Raw genomic sequence first — 20,804 nt, 5'->3', positions numbered from 1 at the left:
GGAGAAGAGCTACGCCCCCGCCGCGTTCTTCGCGATCACGTTGCGGTAGAAGCTGGCGCTGAGTTTTGCCGTGCGGACCTGGGTGTCGAAATTGACGTGGTACAGCCCGAAACGCTTGTTAAGGCCGTACACCCACTCGAAATTGTCCATCAGGCTCCAGAGGAAATAGCCGCGCACCGGCACGCCTTCGTCGGTGGCGCGCTGGAGCTGGGCGAGATAGTTGCGCAGATACATGATGCGATCGGTGTCGTAGATCTTGCCGTCGGGCGACACCACATCGTCGCCGGAGGTGCCGTTCTCGCTGATATAGATCGCATCCGTCTTCCAGATCTTCGCCGCCAGCTTCGGCACCCAGTAGATCGTCTCGGGCCCGACGCGCAGCCAGTCCGAATTCATGTGCGGGAACGATTTCGGGATCGGCAGCGGCTTGAAGCCCGCGCCCTGGTCGGAGGCCACCACGTAGTTCTGCGGCGCATAGATGTTGAGACCGAGAAAATCGACCGGCGAAGAGATGATCTTGAGCTCCGCATCGGTGTATTTCGGCGCGTTGGACCCGGCGTATTTCAGGAAGGCGTCGGTATAGCGGCCCGTCATGATGACGTTGAGGTAGCCGGCATTCATCTCGCGCAGCGCGGTCTCCGCGGCCCGCACGTTTTCCGGCGTGTCGAAGGCAGGCGCGCAGGCATCGATGTTCTCCGCCGGCCCCACCCTGGTGCCGCGGCGGCCATGGGCTCGCACCGCCTGCACCGCGAGCCCGTGCGCCAGCGCACTGTTGTGCCTGATCTGATTGACATCGGCTTGCGGCAGCTTCAAGCCCGGCGCGTCGATGCCGACGCCGTAACCGAAATAGACGAAGCGCCCGCTCTCGTTCAACGTGAACACGTTCCTGACGCGGTCGGTGAGGTGCGCGGCGATATAGGCCGCGTAGTCGCCGAAGATCTTGCAGGTCTCGGTCGAACGCCAACCGCCGAACCGGTCCTGGAGCGATTGGGGCAGGTCCCAATGATAGAGGGTCAGCCACGGCTCGATGCCGTTCTTCAGCAGCTCGTCGACGAGACGGTTGTAGAAGTCGAGCCCCTTCGGATTGGGCTTGCCGTCGCCGTCCGGGAACAGCCGCGGCCAGGCCACCGAGAAGCGATAGGCCTTGCAGCCGAGCTCCTTGATGAGGGCGATGTCCTCCTTGTAGCGGTGATAGTGCTCGTTGGCGCGGTCGCCGTTGGTGCCGTCCTCGATCTTGCCGGGGATGCGGACGAACTTGTCCCAGATCGAGGCCCCTCGCCCGTCCTCCTCGACCGCACCCTCGACCTGATAGGACGAGGTCGCCGTGCCCCAGAGAAAGCCCGCCGGAAAACCGGCTGCATTGCGCGGCGGCCGCGCCGGCTTGGCTTCGGCGACAAGCGGACTCGCAATCCCGGCTGCGGACAATCCCGCCAGCTTGGCAAACCGGCGGCGCGAGACCCCCTCCGTCATTGATGCTGCTCCACTTCTTTTCGTTTCGGGCCGGCACAATGAACAGTTCCGGGCGATTTGAGAAGCGGGTGCAGGAGGTCCCAGATCCGCCACCGCAGGCGCGGCAGCACAATGCCGTTCCCTTGCCGAGATGAACGCCTATTGAGTTCAAACCGGATTCTAGCTTCGGCCTGCTCCGATTGAACCGACCACAATCTGCATCAGCCACGCGATGCCCGCGTCTTTCATAGCCGCTTTGGTCGCGATGGCCCGGATCGTATCCGGTTTGCGCGCGAAAGGCAGCTCGACCAACACGAGGCCGAAACGGCTGGCGTGCTGCTCCACCAGTCGGCGCGGCAATGCGGCGATCAAATCAGACCCGGAAAGCTGGGCAAGCGCCATCATGAAATTCGGAACAGTCAAAGCGATGCGGCGTTCGAGGCCGCGCTTTGCCAACATCTCATCAACGAAACCGCGCGGTTCCCCACTGAGAGAGACCAGCAGGTGCTGTGATCGCGCGAACGCAGCATGGGTTGGCGCTTTTGCGAAGGGATGTCGCTTGCGCATGGCCAGCACGAACTCCTCCTCGTAAAGCCTGCGCGCCTCGAAACGCGGTGATACCGCCGGCAGCGGCAGCATTGCGATATCGAGCTCGCGTCGTTCGAGCATGTCTAGGCTTTGCTGCCAAGGTTCTCCGATTGCACCACCGCGCGGCGCAGGCATCAGGTGGATCAGCCCGATATCAATGTGGGGCGCCGCAGTCGCGATCGATTGCAACAGCGGACCGATCGCTGAGACCAGTACGGCATCGGGAGCGCCAATCGTAAATCGACGGCCACTTTGCTCCGGGTCGAACGGTGTGGCCGAGCCGATCAGCTGTTCGACGCGCGCGATGATCTCGGCCACCGGCTCGCCGAGCTCCAGGGCGCGCGCCGTCGGAACGACGCCCTTCGGCGTCCGCAGAAACAGCGGATCGTTCAGCAGAAGACGGAGGCGGCCAAGCGCATGGCTGACAGCCGACGGCGTCAGGCTCAGCCGAGCGGCTGCACGCGCGACATGGCGCTCTTCCAGGACCACGCGGAAGAGCACGAGGAGATTGAGGTCGATCCTGGATAAATCAATTTGGTTCAGCATGTTGCTGAAATCATATCGCTGGATTCATTGGGATCAAGGCTTCATGCATGGGCCTCGTCGTTCGATCAGGAGCTGAGAAATGACCAACAAACCGTCCGGGCTGAACAGGCGGCCATGCGAGCAGGAAAAGATATCGCGGCGCTCGATGATGGCCGCTACCGCAGCAATTCCCCTGTCCGGTCAGCTTTCGGCCGATGCGGCCGCTGGAAGCGACGCGATAGCAGGCCTCGTCGAACGCGCCCGCGAGAAGAATGCCGCCTTCATGCGTGGCGATGTGGACCGCTGGTCCCAGCTTGTCCGCATCGCGCCCGATTTCACGCTGATGCAGCCCTTTGGCGGGCCTACGAGTCGGGGATTCGACGCTAGTCCCCAGCGTCTGGCTGCCCTCTCCCGATACTTCAGGGAAGGCCAAACCGAACTTGAGGTTTTGCAAACCTATGCATCCGACGCGCTCGTCGCTCTCGTCATGGTCGAGCGCCAGCGCGCCGAGGTGGGCGGGTTGCCGGCTCAAGACTGGTCGCTGCGCGTGACCGAAGTCTACCGCAAGGACGGCACGGATTGGCAACTCGTGCACCGTCATGCGGATCCGCTGGTCCGAAGCATCACCTTGCAACAGGCGGCGACACTCGCCCGGGGATGGCCGGAGGAAAAATGACGAAGCGCTGCAGATGAGCTGGATTCGGAGCCGGCCGGCGGTCAGTCGAGACGACGTGCGATTTCGTCGCGATGATCAGCGCGAGCGCTTCGGCAATTTCGGCAGCTTGTCGGGATTGAATGCCGGCATCTGCCCTGGTGGTTCAGGTGGGGGCGGCTGTTGTTCCCTGAGGATGAGCGTTCCGTGGAGGATCATGCCCGGCGCCTGAGGTGCTGTCGCGGTGTAGGTCGCGATCTTGCCAGGGCAGCTTCCCTCGATCGTCAACGTCAGCTCTTGATCGTTGCCGAACACGGTGGCGCGTCCGTCGGTGTGACGCTTCGTCAATACGGTTGCGGTGAAGCGATCTCCATCGATCTGACAGGTGCCGTGATAGGTCATCAGGCTGTCACGGCCCCAGATCTGGCCGTCTGCGACATGGACGATCCCGGTACCCTGGTCGATGGACGTCTTGTACCAAGCGGCGTAGGTGCCGTCCTTCAGCATGGGAGCAGCCTCCCCTGGTATTCCCACGCCGACAATTGGCATCATTAGCGCCAATAAACGGTTAATGACCGGGCCCGTGCCAATCCGGTCTTTGCTTGCGCAGCTCGGCCTCGAGCTCCTCGATGATGCTGTGAAGCAGACACGCTGCTAGCGGATCGGTCACCTCGCGCTCCAGATGCCGGTACCGCGCAATCTGGAATTCCTGCTCTCTCAACTGCTGCTCAGTCATCACAGGCCCTCCGGCGAACCGACGCGGAGACGGCCGGAGAGTTTCGTTACAATTTTCAGATCATTTGCGATGGTTTCCAATCGGTTAAAGGCGCAAGCGGGCTGCGGATTGCCCGAAAAGGCTGCCGCGGGACCGGCGACACCAGCCTGAGCGCGGCGGTTGACGTCCAGACCGTTGCTTCCAATTGCGTGCGCGGCGGGCTTCTGCTAGCTTGAGGTACGTGCCTCATTTCACCTCGCCGGCCGGGTCGGTGACCCGCCTCTGCCGCAACGATGCGGGTAGCGGCTGATTGCCGTGCCGCTGGGGGTGAGGCATGCGCCCAATCTGGGTTCAAGCAGAGTTGGCCATCAAAGGGCCGACCGCCTTAGGGGAGGAATGATATGCAGCGTCTCTTGGTTGCAGGTGTGTCTGTTGCCTTCGCGATCGCAGCGGGTGTCGGCCCGACGGATGCGGCGGACAAGAAGGTTCTGGCCTTCGTCGTCAACGGGGCGTCCGACTTCTGGAAGATCGCCGAGGCCGGGATGAAGAAGGCGCAGGGCGAGCTGCCCAACTACGAGCTCCAGTTCAAATATCCGGAACAGGCTGCGGCCGCCGTGCAGCAGCGCGTGATGGACGACCTCGTCGCCGCCGGTGCCGCCGGCATCATGGTCAGCGCGGTCGATCCGAAGAACCAGACCGAGCATCTCAACAAGGTTGCGTCCCAGACGGTGCTGTTCACCACCGACAGCGACGCGCCGAAATCCAAGCGCGTGGCCTATATCGGCTCCTCCAACACCGACCTCGGCAAGGAGGCAGGAAAGCTGATGGTCAAGGCGCTGCCGAACGGCGGCAAATGCGTCGGCTTCGTCGGCCTACCCGGCGCCGACAACGCACGCGAACGCATCGAAGGCGTGAAGGAGACGCTCAAAGGCTCGAAGGTCGAGCTCGTCGACGTTCGCGGCGACGAGATCGACCAGACCCGCGCCAAGCGCAACGTCGAGGACATCCTCGCCGCCATGCCCGATGTGAGCTGCCTCGTCGGCTTCTACTCCTACAACACGCCGCGGATCTACGAGGTGCTCAAGGAGGCTGGCAAGCTCGGCAAGATCAAGATCATCGGCTTCGACGAGGATCCGATTACGCTCGGCGGCGTCAAGGAAGGCAGCATCGTCGGCACGGTGGTGCAGCAGCCGTTCGAATGGGGCTATCAGGGCATGAAGCTGATGGCGAACTACATCGGCGGCAACAAGTCCGGCATTCCGGCCAACGGTATCATCATCGTGCCCGGCAAGGTCATCGAAAAGGCGAATGTCGACGAGTTCATGGCCTCGATGAAGCAGATGCTGAAGAAATAGGAGATATCCGCGCTGCCCGCCCGCGCAGCCTGCCATGCCAGCACCGTTTCTCGAACTGGTCGACATCAGCAAGAGCTATCCAGGCGTGGTCGCCCTCGACCACGTCGGTCTCCAGGTGTCGCCCGGCGAGGTCGTTGCGCTGATCGGCGAGAACGGCGCCGGCAAGTCGACGCTGATGCGCGTGCTCGGCGGGGTCGTGGAGCCCAGCGGCGGCTTCATTCGTGTCGACGGCGCCGCGCGATCTTCGCTCACCGTGGCGGATGCGATCAAGGCGGGCATCGCCTTCGTCCATCAGGAACTGAACCTGTTCGACAATCTCGATGTCGCCGGCAACGTCTTCATCGGCCGCGAGCCCGTGCACGGCGGACCCTTGCGGCTGATCGACCGCAAACGGATGTATGCCGATGTCGCGCCGCTGCTGGAGCGGCTGGGCTGCGATTTCGCGGCCGATGCGCCGCTCGCCGACCTGTCGCTGGCGCAGCGCCAGCTCGTCGAGATCATGAAGGCGCTTTCGCTCGACGCTCGTCTCGTCATCATGGACGAGCCGACCTCGAGCCTGACGCTCGCCGAGACGGACCGCCTGATGCGCACCGTGGCCGGCCTGAAAGCCCACGGCGTCAGCATCATCTTCATCACGCATCGGCTCAACGAGGTGATGCAGTGCGCCGACCGTGCGGTCGTGCTGCGCGACGGTCGCGTGGTCGGCGCGCTGACGCGTGCGGAGCTCTCTCCGGCGGCGATGATCCGCTTGATGATCGGCCGCGACCTGAAATCGCTCTACGTGCCGCCGGCCGCGCCGCCCGGCGACAGCGTGCTGGAGATCGTCGATGCGGTCACCGACACCTATCCCGGCCGCGCCGTGAGCCTGTCGGTCCGCCACGGCGAGATCCTCGGGCTTGCCGGTCTCGTCGGGTCCGGCCGCACCGAGCTCGCCCGCGCCGTCTTCGGCATCGACCCACTGCGTGGCGGCACGATACGTCTCGATGGCGAGCCGATCCGTATCGCAAGCCCACGGGCCGCCATCGAGCAAGGCATCTATCTCGTTCCGGAGGACCGCAAGGGCGCAGGCCTGCTGCTCGACGTCTCGATCGCCGAAAACATCTCGCTGCCGGATCTGGCGTCCTATATGCGCTTCTGGCTGGTGGATACCGATCGCGAGAACGAGAACGCGGTGCGTCAGCGGGAGCGCCTCAATATCCGCGCGCCCGACGTCAAGACCGCCGTCGGCTCGCTGTCGGGAGGCAACCAGCAGAAGGTCGTGCTCGCCAAATGGCTGTCGATGCGGCCGAAGGTGCTGATTGTCGACGAGCCGACGCGCGGGGTCGACGTCGGAGCCAAGCAGGAAATCTACGGCATGCTGCGCCGCCTGACCGATGCCGGGGTGGCGATCCTGATGATCTCCAGCGACATGGAGGAGGTGATCGGGGTCAGCGACCGGCTCGCGGTGATGCATGAAGGCGCGATCTCGGGCTTCCTTGATCGCAGCCAGTTCAGTGAGCACAATGTGCTGCAGCTTGCCGTTGGCCACACAATCACGGCGGAGGGACCTTGAGCAAGAAAGACCTGAGCCTTCTCGTTCTGATTCTGGTGGTCGGGACCGTTGTCGCCCTGATCAATCCGAGATTCCTGTACGTCGGCAATCTCTCGAACACCGCCAACCAGATCGGGTTGTTCGGCATCTTCTCCATCGCCGAAGCCTTCATCATCATCATCGGCGGGATCGAGCTGTCGGTGGGTTCGGTGATCGCACTGCTGGGCGTCCTGTTCATCGACCTGATCGTCAATCACGACGTCAACTGGGTCGTAGCCCTCGCGATGATCGTCGCGGCCGGGCTCGTGATCGGCCTGGTTCATGGCACGCTGGTGACCAGGATGCGGATCCAGGCTTTCGTGGTCACGCTCTGCGGCCTTCTGATCTATCGCGGCGCGGCGCGCTATTACACCGAGGACGCGACGGCGGGCTTCGGCTTCGGCGCGAGCTTTCCGATGCTGGAATGGCTGGCCGCCGGCCGCACAAACGTGCTCGGATTCCCGCTGCCGCACAGCGTGGTGGCGCTCGCCGTGGTGGCCGTGATCGCCTGGGTGGTGCTTCACCGCTCGGTGTTCGGCCGCTATCTTCTTGCCGTCGGCAAGAACGAGGAAGCGGCACGCTACTCCGGCATTCGCACCAACCGCGTGATCATCTCGGCCTATGTCATCTGTGGCGGGCTGACTGCGTTTTCGGCGATCCTGATCGCGATGTACACCCGGTCGATTTCGCCGGCGGTGCACGGCTCGTTCTACGAGCTCTACGCCATCGCGGCCGCCGTGCTCGGCGGCTGCTCCTTGCGCGGCGGCGAAGGCTCGATCATCGGCGTCGTGCTCGGCACCGTGCTGCTCCAGGTGTTGCAGAATCTCGTCAACCTGCTGGGCATTCCGAGCTCGCTCAATTTCGCGGTGATGGGAACGGTGATCCTGGTCGGCGTGCTCGGCGATCAATATCTGGTGCAGCGACGCCACCGCGCGAGTGCGGCCAAAGGCCGGGAGCAGGCGAGCGTCGCTGCGGCTCCGCTCGAGCGCGTGAAGGTGGAGTGAAAATCTAGAACGTCACCCGCAACCCCGCGTAAAACGCGCGCGGCCTTGCCGGGCTCAGCGAGCGCGGGTCGGTGAAATCCGCGCCGCCATTGGTGAAGTTGGGCAAGGCGTCGCGGTCGAAGAACTGGCCGTAGGTCACGTAACGCTTGTCGAAGATGTTGTCGACGCGGCCGTAGAGCTGGACGTTCTTTGCGATCTGATAGGAGGTGTGGAGATTGAACACCGTATAGGACGGCAGCTTCGCGAACTGGTTGGACTCGTCGCCGACCAGATACTGGCTGGAGACGAACAGCGCGTTGCCGCCGACCTTCCAGACGTCGGTCACGGCATAGTCGACGCCGACCTTGACGCGGTGGCGCGGGACTGCCGGGATCTGATTTCCGGGCCTGACCTGAATGGTCTCGGAAGTATCGTCGGCAAACGGGCTTTCCGAGCCGAGCTCGAGCGGATCAAGGAAGCGGGCATCGACGAACGCGTAACTCGCCTGGAACTGCAGCGTCGGAGACTTGATGTTGACTTCGGCTTCGAGCCCCTGCCGCCGGGTGCGGCCTACGTTCGAAAAATAGCCGAAACCAGTCCGGCCAACGACCGGCACCGCCATGATGTCGTCGTGGTTGGTGGCGCGAAAGCCGCCGATCTTCCATCCGAGGGTGCCGATGTTCAACTCCTTGGTGCCCCGGAAACCGGCCTCCACGGTCTTGGAGACGACCTGCTTCAACGGTGGATCCGCAACCAGGAAGGCCGCAATGAGACAGGGCCTGGCGGGATCGGCGCAGCCGAGCTCGAGCGGTGTCGGCACGCGGTTGGCCTCGGAATAGCCGGCATAGGCGGTCAATTCCGGCGTGATCCTGTAGGTGCCGCCGATGATCGGATTGAAACGCGTGAAGGTGTGATCGCCGTTGAGCGCAGTCCCAAGCTGATCTTCCAACGTGATCCGCGCCGCATTGAAGCGGCCGCCCCCCGTGATGGCGAAGGCATCCGTGACGTTGAACGTATCCATCGCGTAGAGGCCGTTATACTGATTGACGGTCCGCAGCGAGACCGGGCCGGCGACGGGGTCCGCCACAGGAGTCGGTCCCAGGAAAACGCCGCTGCCGCTGACGACGTAGTTCTCTCCCATCGAGCCGATTTCGGAGGAGGCGTTGTAGCGCGTGACGCTGGCGTCATAGGTTGCGCCCACCACGAAGCGGTTGTCATGACCGAACAACTGGTCGGTGTTGGTGGCCTGCCCCGACACGCCGAACGTGGTCGAACGGATCGAGCCGCGGTCGATCGCGCCGAGGATCGTGCCCGGCGCAAATGGGTTGGCAAGCTGCACGCCGCCCGCGCCGTAGGCGGGTGAGGTGTCGTCGCCAAAGCAGAGCAGCGCCGGATCTGCAGCGCACTCCTCCACATCGGTCGGGTTGCCGTCGACGACCTTTTGCTCGTACCTGCGCACACGCGCGGTGCCTTCGAGCGTCCAGGTCGGCGTCGCGTCGACCTTGCCGGTCAGGTTGAGATAGCCGACGCGATTGGAGGTGGTCTGCGGCGTGGTGTAGGTCGCGCCCCAATATCTGTCGAGCAGCTCGGCCGGGACCGTGGCGCTGGCGCCGAAATCGTTCTTGGCCACGCCCATATTGGCGTGGAATTCGCTGTCGCCGGCCCTGTAGCCGACATCGCCGTAGAAGCGCCGCACGGTCGATTGGGAAAAATTGCGGAAGCCGTTGTCGCGCAGTCCTTCGAGCGCACCGTAGACGGCGAAGTTCTGGTCGACCTGCTTGCCCCATTGCGCCGAGCCCTGGATGCGGCCGAACGATCCGCCCATGAGGTCGAGCTCGGCGCCCTGATAGGTGAAGCCGTCCTTCATTTGCAGGTTGATCGCGCCGCCGAGTGCATTGAGGCCGAAGGCCGGATTGTTGGTCACCAGCGTCACCGACCTGATCGCGGCCGTCGGAATCAGGTCCCAATTGACGGCGTCCGAGAAGGCCTCGTTGATGCGGACGCCGTTCTGGTACACCGCAAGGCCTTGCGGCGTGCCCGTCACGGGCGAAGCGACGAAGCCGCGGAATTCGACATCCGGCTGGAACGGATTGCCGGTGACTTCGCTGATGTTGATGCCGGCGATGTTGTCGCGCAGCGCGTCCGTGACGTTCAGCGAACCGGTGCGCCTGATCTGGTTGGCATCGACGGCATTGATCGCCGACGGAACCTTGTCGACATCGAGACCCCGGCCGGTGCCCGGCGAGGTCGGATAGACGTAAAGGCGTGTCCTCGGCGCGGCCGATCCCGGCGCCCCCACGCGCGCAACAGGTCGCGACGGCGCCGCGCGCCGCGCCGAAGGTGGTGCGGTCACCTCGACCGGCGGCAGGTTCTGGACGTTGGTCTCCTCGTCCGGCGCGGCCCCGGCAGGGGTCGCATAGACCAAGCCCGATACCAGCCCGGTCGACACCGAAGCCATCAACAAAGCACGCTTGAACGAAACAACCTTGCCCATCCCCGCCTTCCCATCCGTGACCACCGACTGTTTTGATGTTCCGCCGATTGGTCGGGACGAGTTTATTCGGCCGCAATGGGGACGCCAGCCGCAAAAGGTCGGACCCTATCCACACCCATTTTCCCGACCAAATCGGGAATTTTTCCCGATCGCTTTGGATGCGATCAGGTTGCCGCTGTCGGCACCAGCGCTTCCACGGTCACACCGCCCTCACCCGAGACCACATTGAGCGTGCCGCCGAGCGCCAGGATCCGCTCGCGCATGCCGACGAGGCCGAAGCCGAGCTTCTGGCCTGGCTCCATGCCGCGGCCGTCGTCGCTGACCCGCACCCGGGCGCAGAAGCGGCCGCCGGCCTGCTCGACCGGCTCGATGACGACGCTGACCGAGGTCGCACCGGCGTGGCGGAACACATTGGTGAGCGCCTCCTGCACGATGCGGTAGATGGTGAGATCGGCGGTCTCGCCGGTGGGGCCCAGCGCCGGCGAGATCGAGGTCTCGATCGCAACGTCGGGATGCGACTCCCGCCACAGCCGCGACAGGGATTCGAGCGCCTGGCGCAGGCCGAGCTCGGCAAGGCCCACGGGCCGAAGACGCTCCAGCACGCGGCGATTGAACTGCTGGAGTGCATTGATCTGCTCCAGCATGGCGCTGCCATGTTTGCGCACGGCATCCGCACTCGGCTCGCGTCCGTCCGCCTGCTTCGCCAGCGCGCTCGCATGTGCGCGCAGCGAGAACAGATAGGGTCCGAACTCGTCGTGCAATTCGCGCGCGATCTCCTTGCGCTCGATGTCCTGCAGCGACACCGCGCGCTCGGCGAGGCGCCGCTTGTCCTCGACCGCTTCACCAAGCGTCGCGGCAAGATGGTTGAGCCTGGTGCAGATCGCCGCGAGCTCCGGCGCGCCGCCCGGCGCGACGCGGGCCTCGTAATGTCCGCTTTCGAGCTTCCCCATGGCGTCCGCCAGCGACTGTAACGGTGCCAGGGCACGGCCGACCACCTTCATCATCAGGAAAAACAGCGCAAGCGCGATCACCGAGCCGACCTCGAGCTGGGTCACGATGCCGTCCCAGATCTCGGCGATCTCGTCGTCGGGATGCGAGGTGATCACGAGCGAGCCGGGCTTGCCGCGGATCGAGACCGGCACGCTGACCGCGGTCTGCTCCGGATGGACCAGGCTGACGAACCAGGCCGGCGGGGCACGCGTGTCGACATCGGAGCCAAGCCGGCGGGGCGTCATCGGGTTCCCACCGGAATCGTGCAGCGCGATGCTGACATGGCGCAGGCGACTGAGATCGCGCGCGATCTGGTTCAGCCTGGCATCAGGATCGGGTGCCTCGTTGAGATCGGCAACGATCATCTCGATGAATTCGCGCGCGAGGCGGATCACGCTCTGGTCCTCGGCCTGCACGCGCGGGCCCGCCTCGGCGATCTGGCGGCCGATATTGACCGCGAGCCCCAGCGCCAGCAGCAGCGCCAGCAAGAGATTGATGCGCCCGCGCAAGGAAAGATTCTGCCACATTGGTCTCGCTCGTGCCTCGCGAAGGGTTGGCGCCTGTCCGACGACGTTGACAGAGGCGAACCGCCCGATATCTAATCGGAAGCGTACAGCAATCCCAGCCGGGTTGCATGAGCCGACACGAGACGCGCGTCTTGCCTGGTCAGTCTCATGCGGCGCAGAACAGGCAAGCTCCAAGGGAACGGGCTGTCGCGGGGAACGCCTATGCGCATTCTGATCGTCGACGATCATCCCATCGTCGCCTCCGGCTGCCGTGCCGTGCTGGCCGACGAAGGCGAGATCGAAATCTTGGAAGCCGCCGACGCCGAGGACGGCGAGTGCGTCTTCATCGTCGAACGTCCCGACCTCTGCATCATCGACATAAATTTGCCAACCGTCTCCGGCTTCGAGCTCGCGCGCCGCATCCTAGAGCGCGCGCCCGAGGCGCGCATCATCATGTTCAGCATGAATGACGACCCCGCCTTCGCCGCGCGTGCGATCGAGTGCGGCGCCAAGGGCTACGTCTCCAAGACCGGCGACCCCGACGACCTCGTCGAGGCGATCCGCGCCGTCGGAAGCGGCGGCACCTATCTTCCGACCGCGATCGCGCGCAGCATCGCCTTCGCCGGACCGACGCTGGCGCAAAACCCGCTGTCGAAGCTGAACGCGCGCGAGATGGAGATTCTGCGGCTGCTCAGCGCCGGCAAGAGCCTGTCCGAGATCGCGTGGCTGGTGCAATCGTCCTACAAGACGGTGGCCAATACCTCGTCCATCATGCGCCAGAAGCTCGGGGTGAAGACCTCGGTGGAGCTGGTGCGGCTGGCGATCGACAGCGGTGTCGCCTGACCACGCCACGAATTCGGTCACACAAGCGTTGCAATCTTGGTGTGGTGAGATGCCACGGAGCTCTTAGGCATGACGATTCAGACTGTCTCGACCAACAAATCCCATGGCGGCGTGCAGGGCGTCTATCGCCATGCCAGCCAGGTGACCGGAACCGACATGGTGTTCTCGGTCTATATCCCGCCGCATGCGGACGGCGCCAAGCTGCCCGTGGTCTGGTATCTCTCCGGCCTCACCTGCACGCATGCCAACGTCACCGAGAAAGGCGAATTCCGCAAGACCTGCGCCGAGCTCGGCCTGATCTTCGTCGCGCCCGACACCTCACCGCGCGGCCCCGACGTGCCGGGCGATGCCAACAACGCCTATGATTTTGGCCTCGGGGCCGGCTTCTATGTGGACGCCACGCAAGAGCCGTTCGCGCGCAATTATCGCATGTGGAGCTACGTCACGGACGAGCTGCCGAAGCTGGTTGCGGAGAACTTTCCGGTCGATGCCAAGCGGCAATCGGTGATGGGACATTCGATGGGCGGCCATGGCGCGCTGACGGTGGCGCTGCGCAACCCGCACCGCTTTCGCGCAGCCAGCGCCTTTGCCCCAATCGTGGCGCCCTCACTCGTGCCCTGGGGCATCAAGGCGCTGACCGGCTATCTCGGGCCGAACAAGGAGGCCTGGCGCAACCAGGACACGGTGGCGCTGATCGAGGACGGCGCCAAGTTCTCCGGCTTCCTGGTCGACGTCGGCGAGGCCGACAATTTCCTGAAGGAGCAGCTGAGGCCGGAGCTGCTCGAGGCCGCCTGCGCCAAGGCGGGCATCCCGCTGACGCTGCGGCGCCAGGCGGGCTACGACCACAGCTATTATTTCATCTCGACCTTCATGAGCGATCATCTGCACTGGCATGCGGAGAGATTGAAGGGGTGATGTCTTTCACCTTCTCCCCTTGCGGGAGAAGGTGGCGCGAAGCGCCGGATGAGGGGTTCTCTCCGCTCGCACGACCATTCGTGGGGATGGAAACCCCTCACCCGTCTCGCCGCTACGCGGCGAGCCACCCTCTCCCACAAGGGGAGAGGGAAAACCCCTTCACGGCTTCCCGTAGTTCGGCGCCAGCAGGCGGTTGCGGATGAGATAGCTCATCGTGCGCGACCAGGATTCATCCGTGTTGCCGCGCATGTCGGCGCTGGCGACCGCGACCATGTTGCCGGTCTTCACGTCGCGCAGATAGATGTTGAGATTGATGATCAGGTTGGAGACCTTCTGCACGAGGCCGGTGATCTCCAGATCGGCGCCGAGCTGGCCGGCGAGCTTGAGGTCGCAGCCGCCGCAGGCCTGCAGGTTCGCGCCACGGGAGGCCTCCCGTATCGGCGCGATGTCAAGCACCTGGAACCGGCCCGACTCTGCCAGCTCCTTGCGCAGCTGCTCGCTGATGCGCATGAGCCGCGCCTCTTCCGGCTTGGAGCCGTAGAACTCGCCCGGCAGGCTGGTGTCGACCAACTCGAAATCGAACACCGCGAGCTTCGGTGGATCGGCGAGCGCGCCCGCCCCCGTCGGCAGCAATGCTGCGATTGCCAACAATGCTCGCATGATCGTGATTCCCGGCCTCGCGCGCGCGGGGACGAAATGCGGGGTTGCACGGCCTGACAAATTGGTCATGCTTGAAGCAGAGACAATTCTTCACCGGCGGTCAAGCCGGGGAGATCGTCTGGAGGAAACATGATCCGATGGTTGGCCGGCCTGATCGGCTTTGGTCTTGCCGCGACGAGCGCGCTTGCGGCCGATCCCGTCACGATCGGCGTCGGCTATCTCGCAATCGCCGGCACCCGATCAACGCTGTCGCTCGCCGAGCAGCCTGCCGAGAACGACGGCCTCGCCGGCGCGCGCCTTGCCATCGAGGACAACAACACCACCGGGAAATTCACCGGCCAGCGCTTCACGCTGGAGGAGCGCCGCATCAGGGAAGGCGAGGACGTGGTGCAGGCTGCGACCGCGCTCGCCGAGAAGAACGGCTTCATCGTCGCCGACCTGCCCGCCGATGTGCTCTTGAAGGTCGCGGACGCCCTGCGCGACCGCGGCACGCTGCTGTTCAACGCCGGCGCGATCGACGAGCGGCTGCGCGAGACCGATTGCCGCGCCAACGTCATCCACACCGCGCCGACGCGTGCGATGCTCGCCGACGCGCTCGGCCAATATCTGGTGTGGAAGAAGTGGTCGCGCTGGCTGCTGGTGGTCGGCTCGCACGACGAGGACAAGCTGTTCGCGGATGCTATCAGGCGCACCGCGGCGCGGTTCGGCGCCAAGATCGTGCAGGAGCGAACCTTCGAGGACAAGGGCGGGGCGCGGCGCACCGATAGCGGCGTAGCGCAGATCCAGCGTCAGATCCCCGTCTTCACGCAGCAGGCACCGGCCTATGACGTGCTGGTCGCCGCCGACGAGAGCGAGGTGTTCGGCTCTTATCTGCCCTATCGCACCTGGGATCCGCGCCCGGTCGCCGGCTCCGCCGGCCTCGTGCCGCGCAGCTGGGACGCATCGCAGGATCAGTGGGGCGCGATCCAGATTCAGAACCGCTTCATCAAGCTGAATTTGCGCCGGATGACCGCACGCGACATGCAGGCCTGGACGGCGGTGCGCATGATCGGCGAGGCCACCTCGCGCACCAATTCCGGCGAGGTCAGGAAGGTCACCGATTTCATCAAGGGCCCGGATTTCTCGGTCGCCGCCTTCAAGGGCACGCGGCTGACCTTGCGCGACTGGAACCTGCAGCTGCGTCAGCCGATCCTCCTGGTCGACGGCCGCATGGTGGTGTCGGCGTCGCCGCAGGAAGGATTCCTGCACCAGGTCTCCGAGCTCGACACGCTCGGCTACGATCGCCCGGAGAGCAAATGCAAGCTGAAATGAGGATGCAGATGTCGCGGATGTGGCGTGTTGGACTTCTCTCCGCATTGGCGCTGGCGGCAGCCCCAGCGCATGCGTTCATCGCCTATGTCTCGAACGAGAAGAGCAATACGGTCTCGGTGATCGATACCGACAGCTGGACCGTGACCAAGACCATCAAGGTCGGCCAGCGTCCGCGCGGCATCGACCTTACCCGCGACGGCAAGTTCGTGATGGTCGCGGTCGGCGACGATGACACCATCCAGGTGATCGACGCCAATACCCAAACCGTGGTGGACAGCCTGCCCTCCGGACCCGACCCCGAGCTGTTCGCGCAGGATGCCGCCGGCAAGATGCTCTACGTCGCCAACGAGAACGACAACACGGTGACGGTGATCGACCTCGAGAAGCGCGCCCGGCTCGGCGACATCCAGGTCGGTGTCGAGCCCGAGGGCATGACCATCAGTCCGGACGGCAAGACGCTGATCAACACCTCGGAAACCACCAACATGGCGCATTTCATCGACACCGCCTCGCGCCAGATCGTCGCCAACGTGCTGGTGGACGCGCGGCCGCGCTACGCCGAGTACAAGCATGATTCTTCCGAGGTGTGGGTGTCCTCGGAGATCGGCGGCACCGTCTCGATCATCGACCCCAAAAAGCACGAGGTGATCGGCAAGATCACGTTCGAGATCCCGGGCCTGCGCAAGGAGGCGATCCAGCCGGTCGGCATCGGCATGACCAGGGACGACAAGACCGCGTTCGTCGCGCTCGGCCCCGCCAACCGCATCGCCGTGGTCGACGTCGCCTCGCGCAAGGTGACGAAATATCTCCTGGTCGGGCAGCGGGTCTGGCACATGGCGTTCACGCCGGACGAGAAATATTTGCTCACCACCAACGGTGTGTCGAACGACGTCTCCGTCATCGACGTCGCCGCGCAGAAGGTGATCAAGACCATTCAGGTCGGCGAGCTGCCCTGGGGCGTCGCGATCGCGCCATGACCAGCCCCGCCCCGATCGCCGAAGCCCAGGAGACGCCGAGACCCGAAGAGGCCGCGGTGCCGGCATTGTCGATCGACGGTGTCAGCCATGCCTATGGTCCGCGGCGCGCATTGACGAACGTGTCTTTCAATGTGCAGCCCGCGAGCTTCACGGCGCTGCTGGGACTCAACGGCGCCGGCAAGAGCACGCTGTTCTCGCTGATCACGCGGCTGTTCGGCATCCAGTCCGGCCGCGTCGGCATTTTCGGGCACGACGTCAGCAAGACCCCCGGCGAGGCGCTGCGGCTGCTCGGGGTCGTATTCCAGCCGCGCACGCTCGATCTCGACCTGTCGCTGACGCAGAACCTGCTCTACCACGCCGCCCTGCACGGCATTGGCCGCCGCGAGGCCTCGGCGCGCAGCGCCGAGCTGCTCGGCCGCATCGGCCTTGCCGATCGCGCTGCAAGCAAGGTGCGCGACCTCTCGGGCGGACAGATGCGGCGGCTGGAGATCGCCCGGGCGCTGCTGCACCAGCCGCGCCTCTTGCTGCTCGACGAGCCGACCGTCGGCCTCGACGTCAAGGCGCGTGCCGACATCATCAGCCACGTCCGCCAGCTCGTGACCGAGCAAGGCATCGGCGTGCTCTGGGCCACGCACCTGTTCGACGAGATCATGCCCGGCGACGATCTCCTGGTGCTGCACCAGGGCAAGGTGCTGGCGCAGGGGCCGATGAGCCGCGTCATCGCCGCAACAGGCGCGCAGGACGTCAACACCGCCTTCATGCGCCTGACCGGCGCGCAAACCATGCCTGGAGGCGGCGCATGAGCAGCATCGCGACGCGCGAGGCGCCGCGCGGCTTCTCGTTCGCCGAGTACATGACCTGCCTCAGCGGCATCGTCTGGCGCGAGGGCCTGCGCTTCCTGCATCAGCGCGAGCGCTTCGTCTCGGCGCTGGTGCGGCCTCTGGTGTGGCTGTTCATCTTCGCCGCCGGCTTCCGCCAGGTGCTCGGCATCTCCATCATCCCGCCCTACGAGACCTACATCCTCTACGAGGTCTATATCGCGCCCGGGCTGATGGCGATGATCCAGCTCTTCAACGGCATGCAATCCTCGCTCTCGATGGTCTATGACCGCGAGATGGGCAACATGCGCACGCTCCTGGTGAGTCCGCTCCCGCGCGGTTTCCTGTTGTTCTGCAAGCTGCTCGCGGGAACCGCGGTATCGCTGCTCCAGGTCTATGCGTTTCTGGTGATCGCCTGGCTCTGGGACATCACCCCGCCGCCCCAGGGCTATCTCACCGTGCTGCCGGCGCTGATCCTGTCGGGGCTGATGCTGGGCTCGCTCGGCATGCTGATCTCGTCGGGCATCAAACAGCTGGAGAACTTCGCCGGTGTCATGAACTTCGTGATCTTCCCGATGTTCTTCGCCTCCTCCGCGCTCTACCCGCTCTGGCGCGTGCAGGAGGGCAACCCCTATCTCTATTATCTGTGCGAGGCCAATCCGTTCACCCATGCGGTCGAGCTGATCCGTTTCGCGCTGTATGGCCAGATCAACTGGATCTCGCTGGCGGTGGTCGCTGCTTGCACAATCGTCTTCATGATCGGCGCGATCCTGGCCTATGATCCCTCGCGCGGGCTGGCGCGACGCGGGCCTGCGGGAGGCGAAGGATGATTGTTCGGGTTCTGGTCACCTCTGTACTGGTGCTCGCTGTCGCGAGCACGACGGCGCACGCCGCCGATCCGCGCTATCCGGACTGGCCGTGCACCCAGGCGAAGGTGCCCGAGATCTCGCTGGCGGCCGTGTGGGGCGGTCCGCCGCTCGACGACGTCCAGAACAAATGGAAGGACGACGCCAAGATCAGCGCGCTCGTTGCGAAACTGGCGGCTCGCAAGACGCCACTGGATGAGGCGGAAAAGCTGGTGAAGGAGTTTCTCGCGGGTTCCGCTGCCGACAAGACCGCGAACGCAAAGCTGCTGTTCGCCGGCCTGTTCGACACGCTCAACGCCCAGCGCTCCCAGGTCATGAACGGACTCGAGCGAGTCAGCCGCAAGCAGCGCGATGCCGCCGACAAGATCCGCGAGGAGGCAATTCAGCTCCAGGCCCTGCAAGGGGCCACACCGCGTGACGAGGCCAAGGTCCAGGCGCTCAGCAACGAGCTGATCTGGAAGACCCGGATCTTCGAGGACCGTAACAAGGTGGTGCGCTTCGTCTGCGAGGTTCCAACCTCGCTCGACCAGCGCCTGTTCGCGCTCGGACGCGTCATCCAGCAGGAAATGGAATAGCGTCAGTTACGCTGACCGCTCACGAAAAGTTCCCGCAATCGCCCCGGCAACGTTAACCTTTCGCCGCGCTATGTGCCGGAACCAAATCGATTTATGATGGCTTGTCGACGTGAACTCAAGACGTCGGGAGGCCTCGATGGGAACCACAAGAATCATGTTTGCGGGCGCTGCGGTCCTCAGCATGCTCGCAACCAGCGCCTTTGCTGACGACATGACCGGGATGATCACGCGGATCGATCGGCTCAACGGCACGATTTCGATCCAGCAGACCCAGAAGGGCACGGTCGGCGCCAGCACAGGCAGCGCCGGCGCGCTCCAGGAGTACAAGGCCAAGGATGCGGCGATGCTGGATGCCGTCCATGCCGGCGACAGGGTGAGCTATTCTGCGACCGAGACCAACGGTACGGGCACGTTGACGAAGTTGCAGAAGCAGAAATAACACCGTCGCTGCGTCTCCCGCTCACAGGGGGCGGCCAAGCACCTGCATCCAGTCATTTACTGGTCCGGGCGCGGCTCAGGCTGCGCGTCCTCCGTCGGGAGTTTGGCGCCCTCCCAGCCGTCGGTGCCGTCAGGATACCAGGCGATGTTGGCATAGCCGTAAGCGAGCGCACGCTTCGCCGCGTTCCAGGACATCCAGCAATCGGCGAGGCAATAGATCACCAGCAGCGCGGCCTTGTCGCCGCGTGAGGCGCGCGCGAGGCCACGCTGAAGATAATCGTCCATGGCGGGCGGCAAGTTGCCGTAGCCGGTGTCCGGCAGCCAGAAGCTGCCCGGAATGTTCCTGCGCGGCGCGTCACGCCACACCGTGCTCACAGGAAGGTTCTTTGGTTTCGGCGCGCGCGGCATCACGTCAACGAAGGTGCCGCTGTTCGCGCGCCAGATCGCCTCCGCCTCGCCGGTCGTGAGCACGCGCGCGCCAGCGAGCGTCGCCGGCACCGGCGCGCGATAATTGTCGGTACGATATCCCTCGGGCTCGAACGGCTCCTGCTGCTGCGCCGACGCCGGGGCCACGAGCAAGGCAACGACGAACGCAGCGGCAAGCGGCCGGCTCATGGCGCCTTCTTGGCCGTCTCCGCGCCGAGCGGCCGGTTGTTCTCGTCCAGCAGCGGCACGCCGAAATCGAGCAGGATCTTGTTGATCTCGCCCTGGTTCTCCTGGATCAACCGGTTGAGCTGCCGCTTCCAGTTCTGGTCGGCGGGTCGCACGCCCATGCCGATGCGATAGACCAGCTTGGACCCGGTGGTCTCCTTGACCAGCGGCATGACGTGCAGCGAGGGGCCGGCTTTCTTCGCATAATAGCCGGCCATCGGTCCCCAGAGCACGCCGGCGTCGATCTTGCCGGCAGCGAGGTCGTCGATCATCGCCTGCGCGGAATTGTCGAAGCGCGTGTCGATCATCAGCTGATAGGGCTTTGCATCGCCCATCAGGCCTGCCAACGCCATATTGGTCGCCGGCGGCGTGCCGGCGACGATGCCGATATGCTTACCTTTCAGGCGTGCGTCCTGCAGCGTGTCGACGTCCTCGAGCCCGCTGCCGGTCTTCGCAACCAGTGCATAGGTCGTGCGGTAGTAGGGATTGGTGCCCTGCACGAGGTCGTCGCCCTGCGGGTAGCCCATGATGACGTCGCAGCGATGCGCACCCAACGTCATGCGCACGAAGCCGGCGGCCTGCGGGAAGAACACGTAGTCCAGCTTCTTCTGCAGCTTGTCCGCCAGAAACTCGGCGAGCTTGTTCTCGAAGCCCTCGCCCTTCTCGTTCGAGAACGGCAGGTTGCGCGGGTCGGCGCAGACGCGCAGCACCTTCGGGTCGACCAGCTCGAATGAGAGATCTCCGGTCTCGTTGGTCTGCGCGATGGCGAGATCGCCATACGCACATGATGCGATCACGATCCAGAGTGAAAACCACCAGCGACGATGTCGTCCGGCCTGCGTCATCGCGCTTCCTCCTCGTTTTGTTTGAATGTAATCCATGCAACGCATGACGCGCCACGTGTGCCAACTTTTGCCGGCTTT

At 64.5% G+C, this 20,804-nt stretch carries 21 protein-coding genes; 12 read left to right on the top strand and 9 right to left on the bottom strand.

The window, feature by feature from the left end:
- Positions 1-9 precede the first annotated feature (9 nt).
- A complete protein-coding gene (locus I6F31_RS11260) occupies positions 10-1,470 on the bottom strand; it encodes a GH1 family beta-glucosidase (RefSeq protein ID WP_225148109.1) in 1,461 nt (486 codons plus the stop codon).
- Positions 1,471-1,629: 159 nt separating this feature from the next.
- The gene (locus tag I6F31_RS11255; protein ID WP_225148108.1) at positions 1,630-2,583 is read right to left on the bottom strand and encodes a LysR family transcriptional regulator; all 954 of its coding nucleotides are present in this window, start codon (positions 2,581-2,583) and stop codon (positions 1,630-1,632) included.
- A 79-nt stretch (positions 2,584-2,662) separates the two neighbouring features.
- Here I6F31_RS11255 and I6F31_RS11250 point away from each other — a divergent pair, with 79 nt between their 5' ends.
- Positions 2,663-3,238: a nuclear transport factor 2 family protein gene (locus I6F31_RS11250; protein WP_225148107.1), complete on the top strand. Its 576-nt coding sequence runs from the start codon at positions 2,663-2,665 to the stop codon at positions 3,236-3,238.
- Positions 3,239-3,313: 75 nt separating this feature from the next.
- Here I6F31_RS11250 and I6F31_RS11245 read toward each other — a convergent pair whose 3' ends face one another.
- A complete protein-coding gene (locus I6F31_RS11245) occupies positions 3,314-3,721 on the bottom strand; it encodes a hypothetical protein (protein ID WP_225148106.1) in 408 nt (135 codons plus the stop codon).
- Positions 3,722-3,782: 61 nt separating this feature from the next.
- Positions 3,783-3,950 (bottom strand): hypothetical protein, encoded by a 168-nt coding sequence (locus I6F31_RS11240; RefSeq protein WP_167361689.1) that lies wholly within the window; start codon positions 3,948-3,950, stop codon positions 3,783-3,785.
- A gap of 380 nt (positions 3,951-4,330) precedes the next feature.
- Here I6F31_RS11240 and I6F31_RS11235 point away from each other — a divergent pair, with 380 nt between their 5' ends.
- From I6F31_RS11235 to I6F31_RS11225, 3 genes are read left to right on the top strand one after another with little or no spacing between them, the layout of a single operon-like run.
- Positions 4,331-5,284 carry a sugar-binding protein gene (locus tag I6F31_RS11235; protein WP_036007875.1) on the top strand — a complete coding sequence of 318 codons (954 nt, stop codon included), beginning with the start codon at positions 4,331-4,333 and terminating at the stop codon, positions 5,282-5,284.
- Positions 5,285-5,318: 34 nt separating this feature from the next.
- A complete protein-coding gene (locus I6F31_RS11230; RefSeq protein ID WP_225148105.1) occupies positions 5,319-6,836 on the top strand; it encodes a sugar ABC transporter ATP-binding protein in 1,518 nt (505 codons plus the stop codon).
- Positions 6,833-7,858 carry an ABC transporter permease gene (locus tag I6F31_RS11225; RefSeq protein ID WP_036007882.1) on the top strand — a complete coding sequence of 342 codons (1,026 nt, stop codon included), beginning with the start codon at positions 6,833-6,835 and terminating at the stop codon, positions 7,856-7,858. Before I6F31_RS11230 ends, I6F31_RS11225 begins: the two co-directional genes overlap by 4 nt.
- A 4-nt stretch (positions 7,859-7,862) precedes the next feature.
- Here the strand turns inward: I6F31_RS11225 and I6F31_RS11220 are convergent, their stop codons facing one another.
- Both I6F31_RS11220 and I6F31_RS11215 read right to left on the bottom strand, forming a co-directional pair.
- Positions 7,863-10,331, bottom strand: a complete 2,469-nt coding sequence (locus tag I6F31_RS11220) for a TonB-dependent receptor (protein ID WP_225148104.1) — start codon at positions 10,329-10,331, stop codon at positions 7,863-7,865.
- 164 nt (positions 10,332-10,495) lie between these two features.
- A complete protein-coding gene (locus I6F31_RS11215; protein WP_225148103.1) occupies positions 10,496-11,848 on the bottom strand; it encodes a histidine kinase in 1,353 nt (450 codons plus the stop codon).
- 201 nt (positions 11,849-12,049) lie between these two features.
- Here I6F31_RS11215 and I6F31_RS11210 point away from each other — a divergent pair, with 201 nt between their 5' ends.
- Positions 12,050-12,670, top strand: coding sequence for a response regulator transcription factor (locus tag I6F31_RS11210; protein ID WP_036007891.1), 621 nt, complete (start codon positions 12,050-12,052; stop codon positions 12,668-12,670).
- Positions 12,671-12,739: 69 nt separating this feature from the next.
- Positions 12,740-13,585: an S-formylglutathione hydrolase gene (gene fghA, locus I6F31_RS11205; RefSeq protein WP_225148102.1), complete on the top strand. Its 846-nt coding sequence runs from the start codon at positions 12,740-12,742 to the stop codon at positions 13,583-13,585.
- 159 nt (positions 13,586-13,744) lie between these two features.
- Here the strand turns inward: fghA and I6F31_RS11200 are convergent, their stop codons facing one another.
- The gene (locus tag I6F31_RS11200; protein ID WP_225148101.1) at positions 13,745-14,314 is read right to left on the bottom strand and encodes a DUF3280 domain-containing protein; all 570 of its coding nucleotides are present in this window, start codon (positions 14,312-14,314) and stop codon (positions 13,745-13,747) included.
- Between the two features lie 60 nt (positions 14,315-14,374).
- Between I6F31_RS11200 and I6F31_RS11195 the strand changes: the two genes are divergently transcribed.
- The 6 genes from I6F31_RS11195 (at position 14,375) to I6F31_RS11170 (ending at position 19,231) form a co-directional block, all read left to right on the top strand.
- Positions 14,375-15,556, top strand: coding sequence for an ABC transporter substrate-binding protein (locus I6F31_RS11195; protein ID WP_225148100.1), 1,182 nt, complete (start codon positions 14,375-14,377; stop codon positions 15,554-15,556).
- Between the two features lie 8 nt (positions 15,557-15,564).
- Positions 15,565-16,533, top strand: coding sequence for a YVTN family beta-propeller repeat protein (locus tag I6F31_RS11190; protein WP_225133401.1), 969 nt, complete (start codon positions 15,565-15,567; stop codon positions 16,531-16,533).
- Positions 16,530-17,336: an ABC transporter ATP-binding protein gene (locus tag I6F31_RS11185; RefSeq protein ID WP_225185403.1), complete on the top strand. Its 807-nt coding sequence runs from the start codon at positions 16,530-16,532 to the stop codon at positions 17,334-17,336. The genes I6F31_RS11190 and I6F31_RS11185 overlap by 4 nt, the downstream gene beginning before the upstream one ends.
- Positions 17,333-18,181 carry an ABC transporter permease gene (locus I6F31_RS11180; protein ID WP_225185402.1) on the top strand — a complete coding sequence of 283 codons (849 nt, stop codon included), beginning with the start codon at positions 17,333-17,335 and terminating at the stop codon, positions 18,179-18,181. The genes I6F31_RS11185 and I6F31_RS11180 overlap by 4 nt, the downstream gene beginning before the upstream one ends.
- Complete coding sequence (locus I6F31_RS11175; protein WP_225127658.1) at positions 18,178-18,792, top strand: hypothetical protein; 615 nt, start codon at positions 18,178-18,180, stop codon at positions 18,790-18,792. Before I6F31_RS11180 ends, I6F31_RS11175 begins: the two co-directional genes overlap by 4 nt.
- 136 nt (positions 18,793-18,928) lie before the next feature.
- Positions 18,929-19,231 carry a copper-binding protein gene (locus tag I6F31_RS11170; protein ID WP_036007909.1) on the top strand — a complete coding sequence of 101 codons (303 nt, stop codon included), beginning with the start codon at positions 18,929-18,931 and terminating at the stop codon, positions 19,229-19,231.
- Positions 19,232-19,287: 56 nt separating this feature from the next.
- Here the strand turns inward: I6F31_RS11170 and I6F31_RS11165 are convergent, their stop codons facing one another.
- Together I6F31_RS11165 and I6F31_RS11160 are read right to left on the bottom strand one after the other, a co-directional pair.
- Positions 19,288-19,845 carry a PQQ-dependent catabolism-associated CXXCW motif protein gene (locus tag I6F31_RS11165; RefSeq protein ID WP_036042023.1) on the bottom strand — a complete coding sequence of 186 codons (558 nt, stop codon included), beginning with the start codon at positions 19,843-19,845 and terminating at the stop codon, positions 19,288-19,290.
- Positions 19,842-20,726 carry a substrate-binding domain-containing protein gene (locus I6F31_RS11160; RefSeq protein ID WP_225185401.1) on the bottom strand — a complete coding sequence of 295 codons (885 nt, stop codon included), beginning with the start codon at positions 20,724-20,726 and terminating at the stop codon, positions 19,842-19,844. Before I6F31_RS11160 ends, I6F31_RS11165 begins: the two co-directional genes overlap by 4 nt.
- Positions 20,727-20,804 lie beyond the last annotated feature (78 nt).

The sequence above is a fragment of the Bradyrhizobium sp. NBAIM01 genome (assembly GCF_020194115.1).
Classification (GTDB): domain Bacteria; phylum Pseudomonadota; class Alphaproteobacteria; order Rhizobiales; family Xanthobacteraceae; genus Bradyrhizobium; species Bradyrhizobium yuanmingense.
This window is presented reverse-complemented; position numbering and strand designations above follow the sequence as displayed.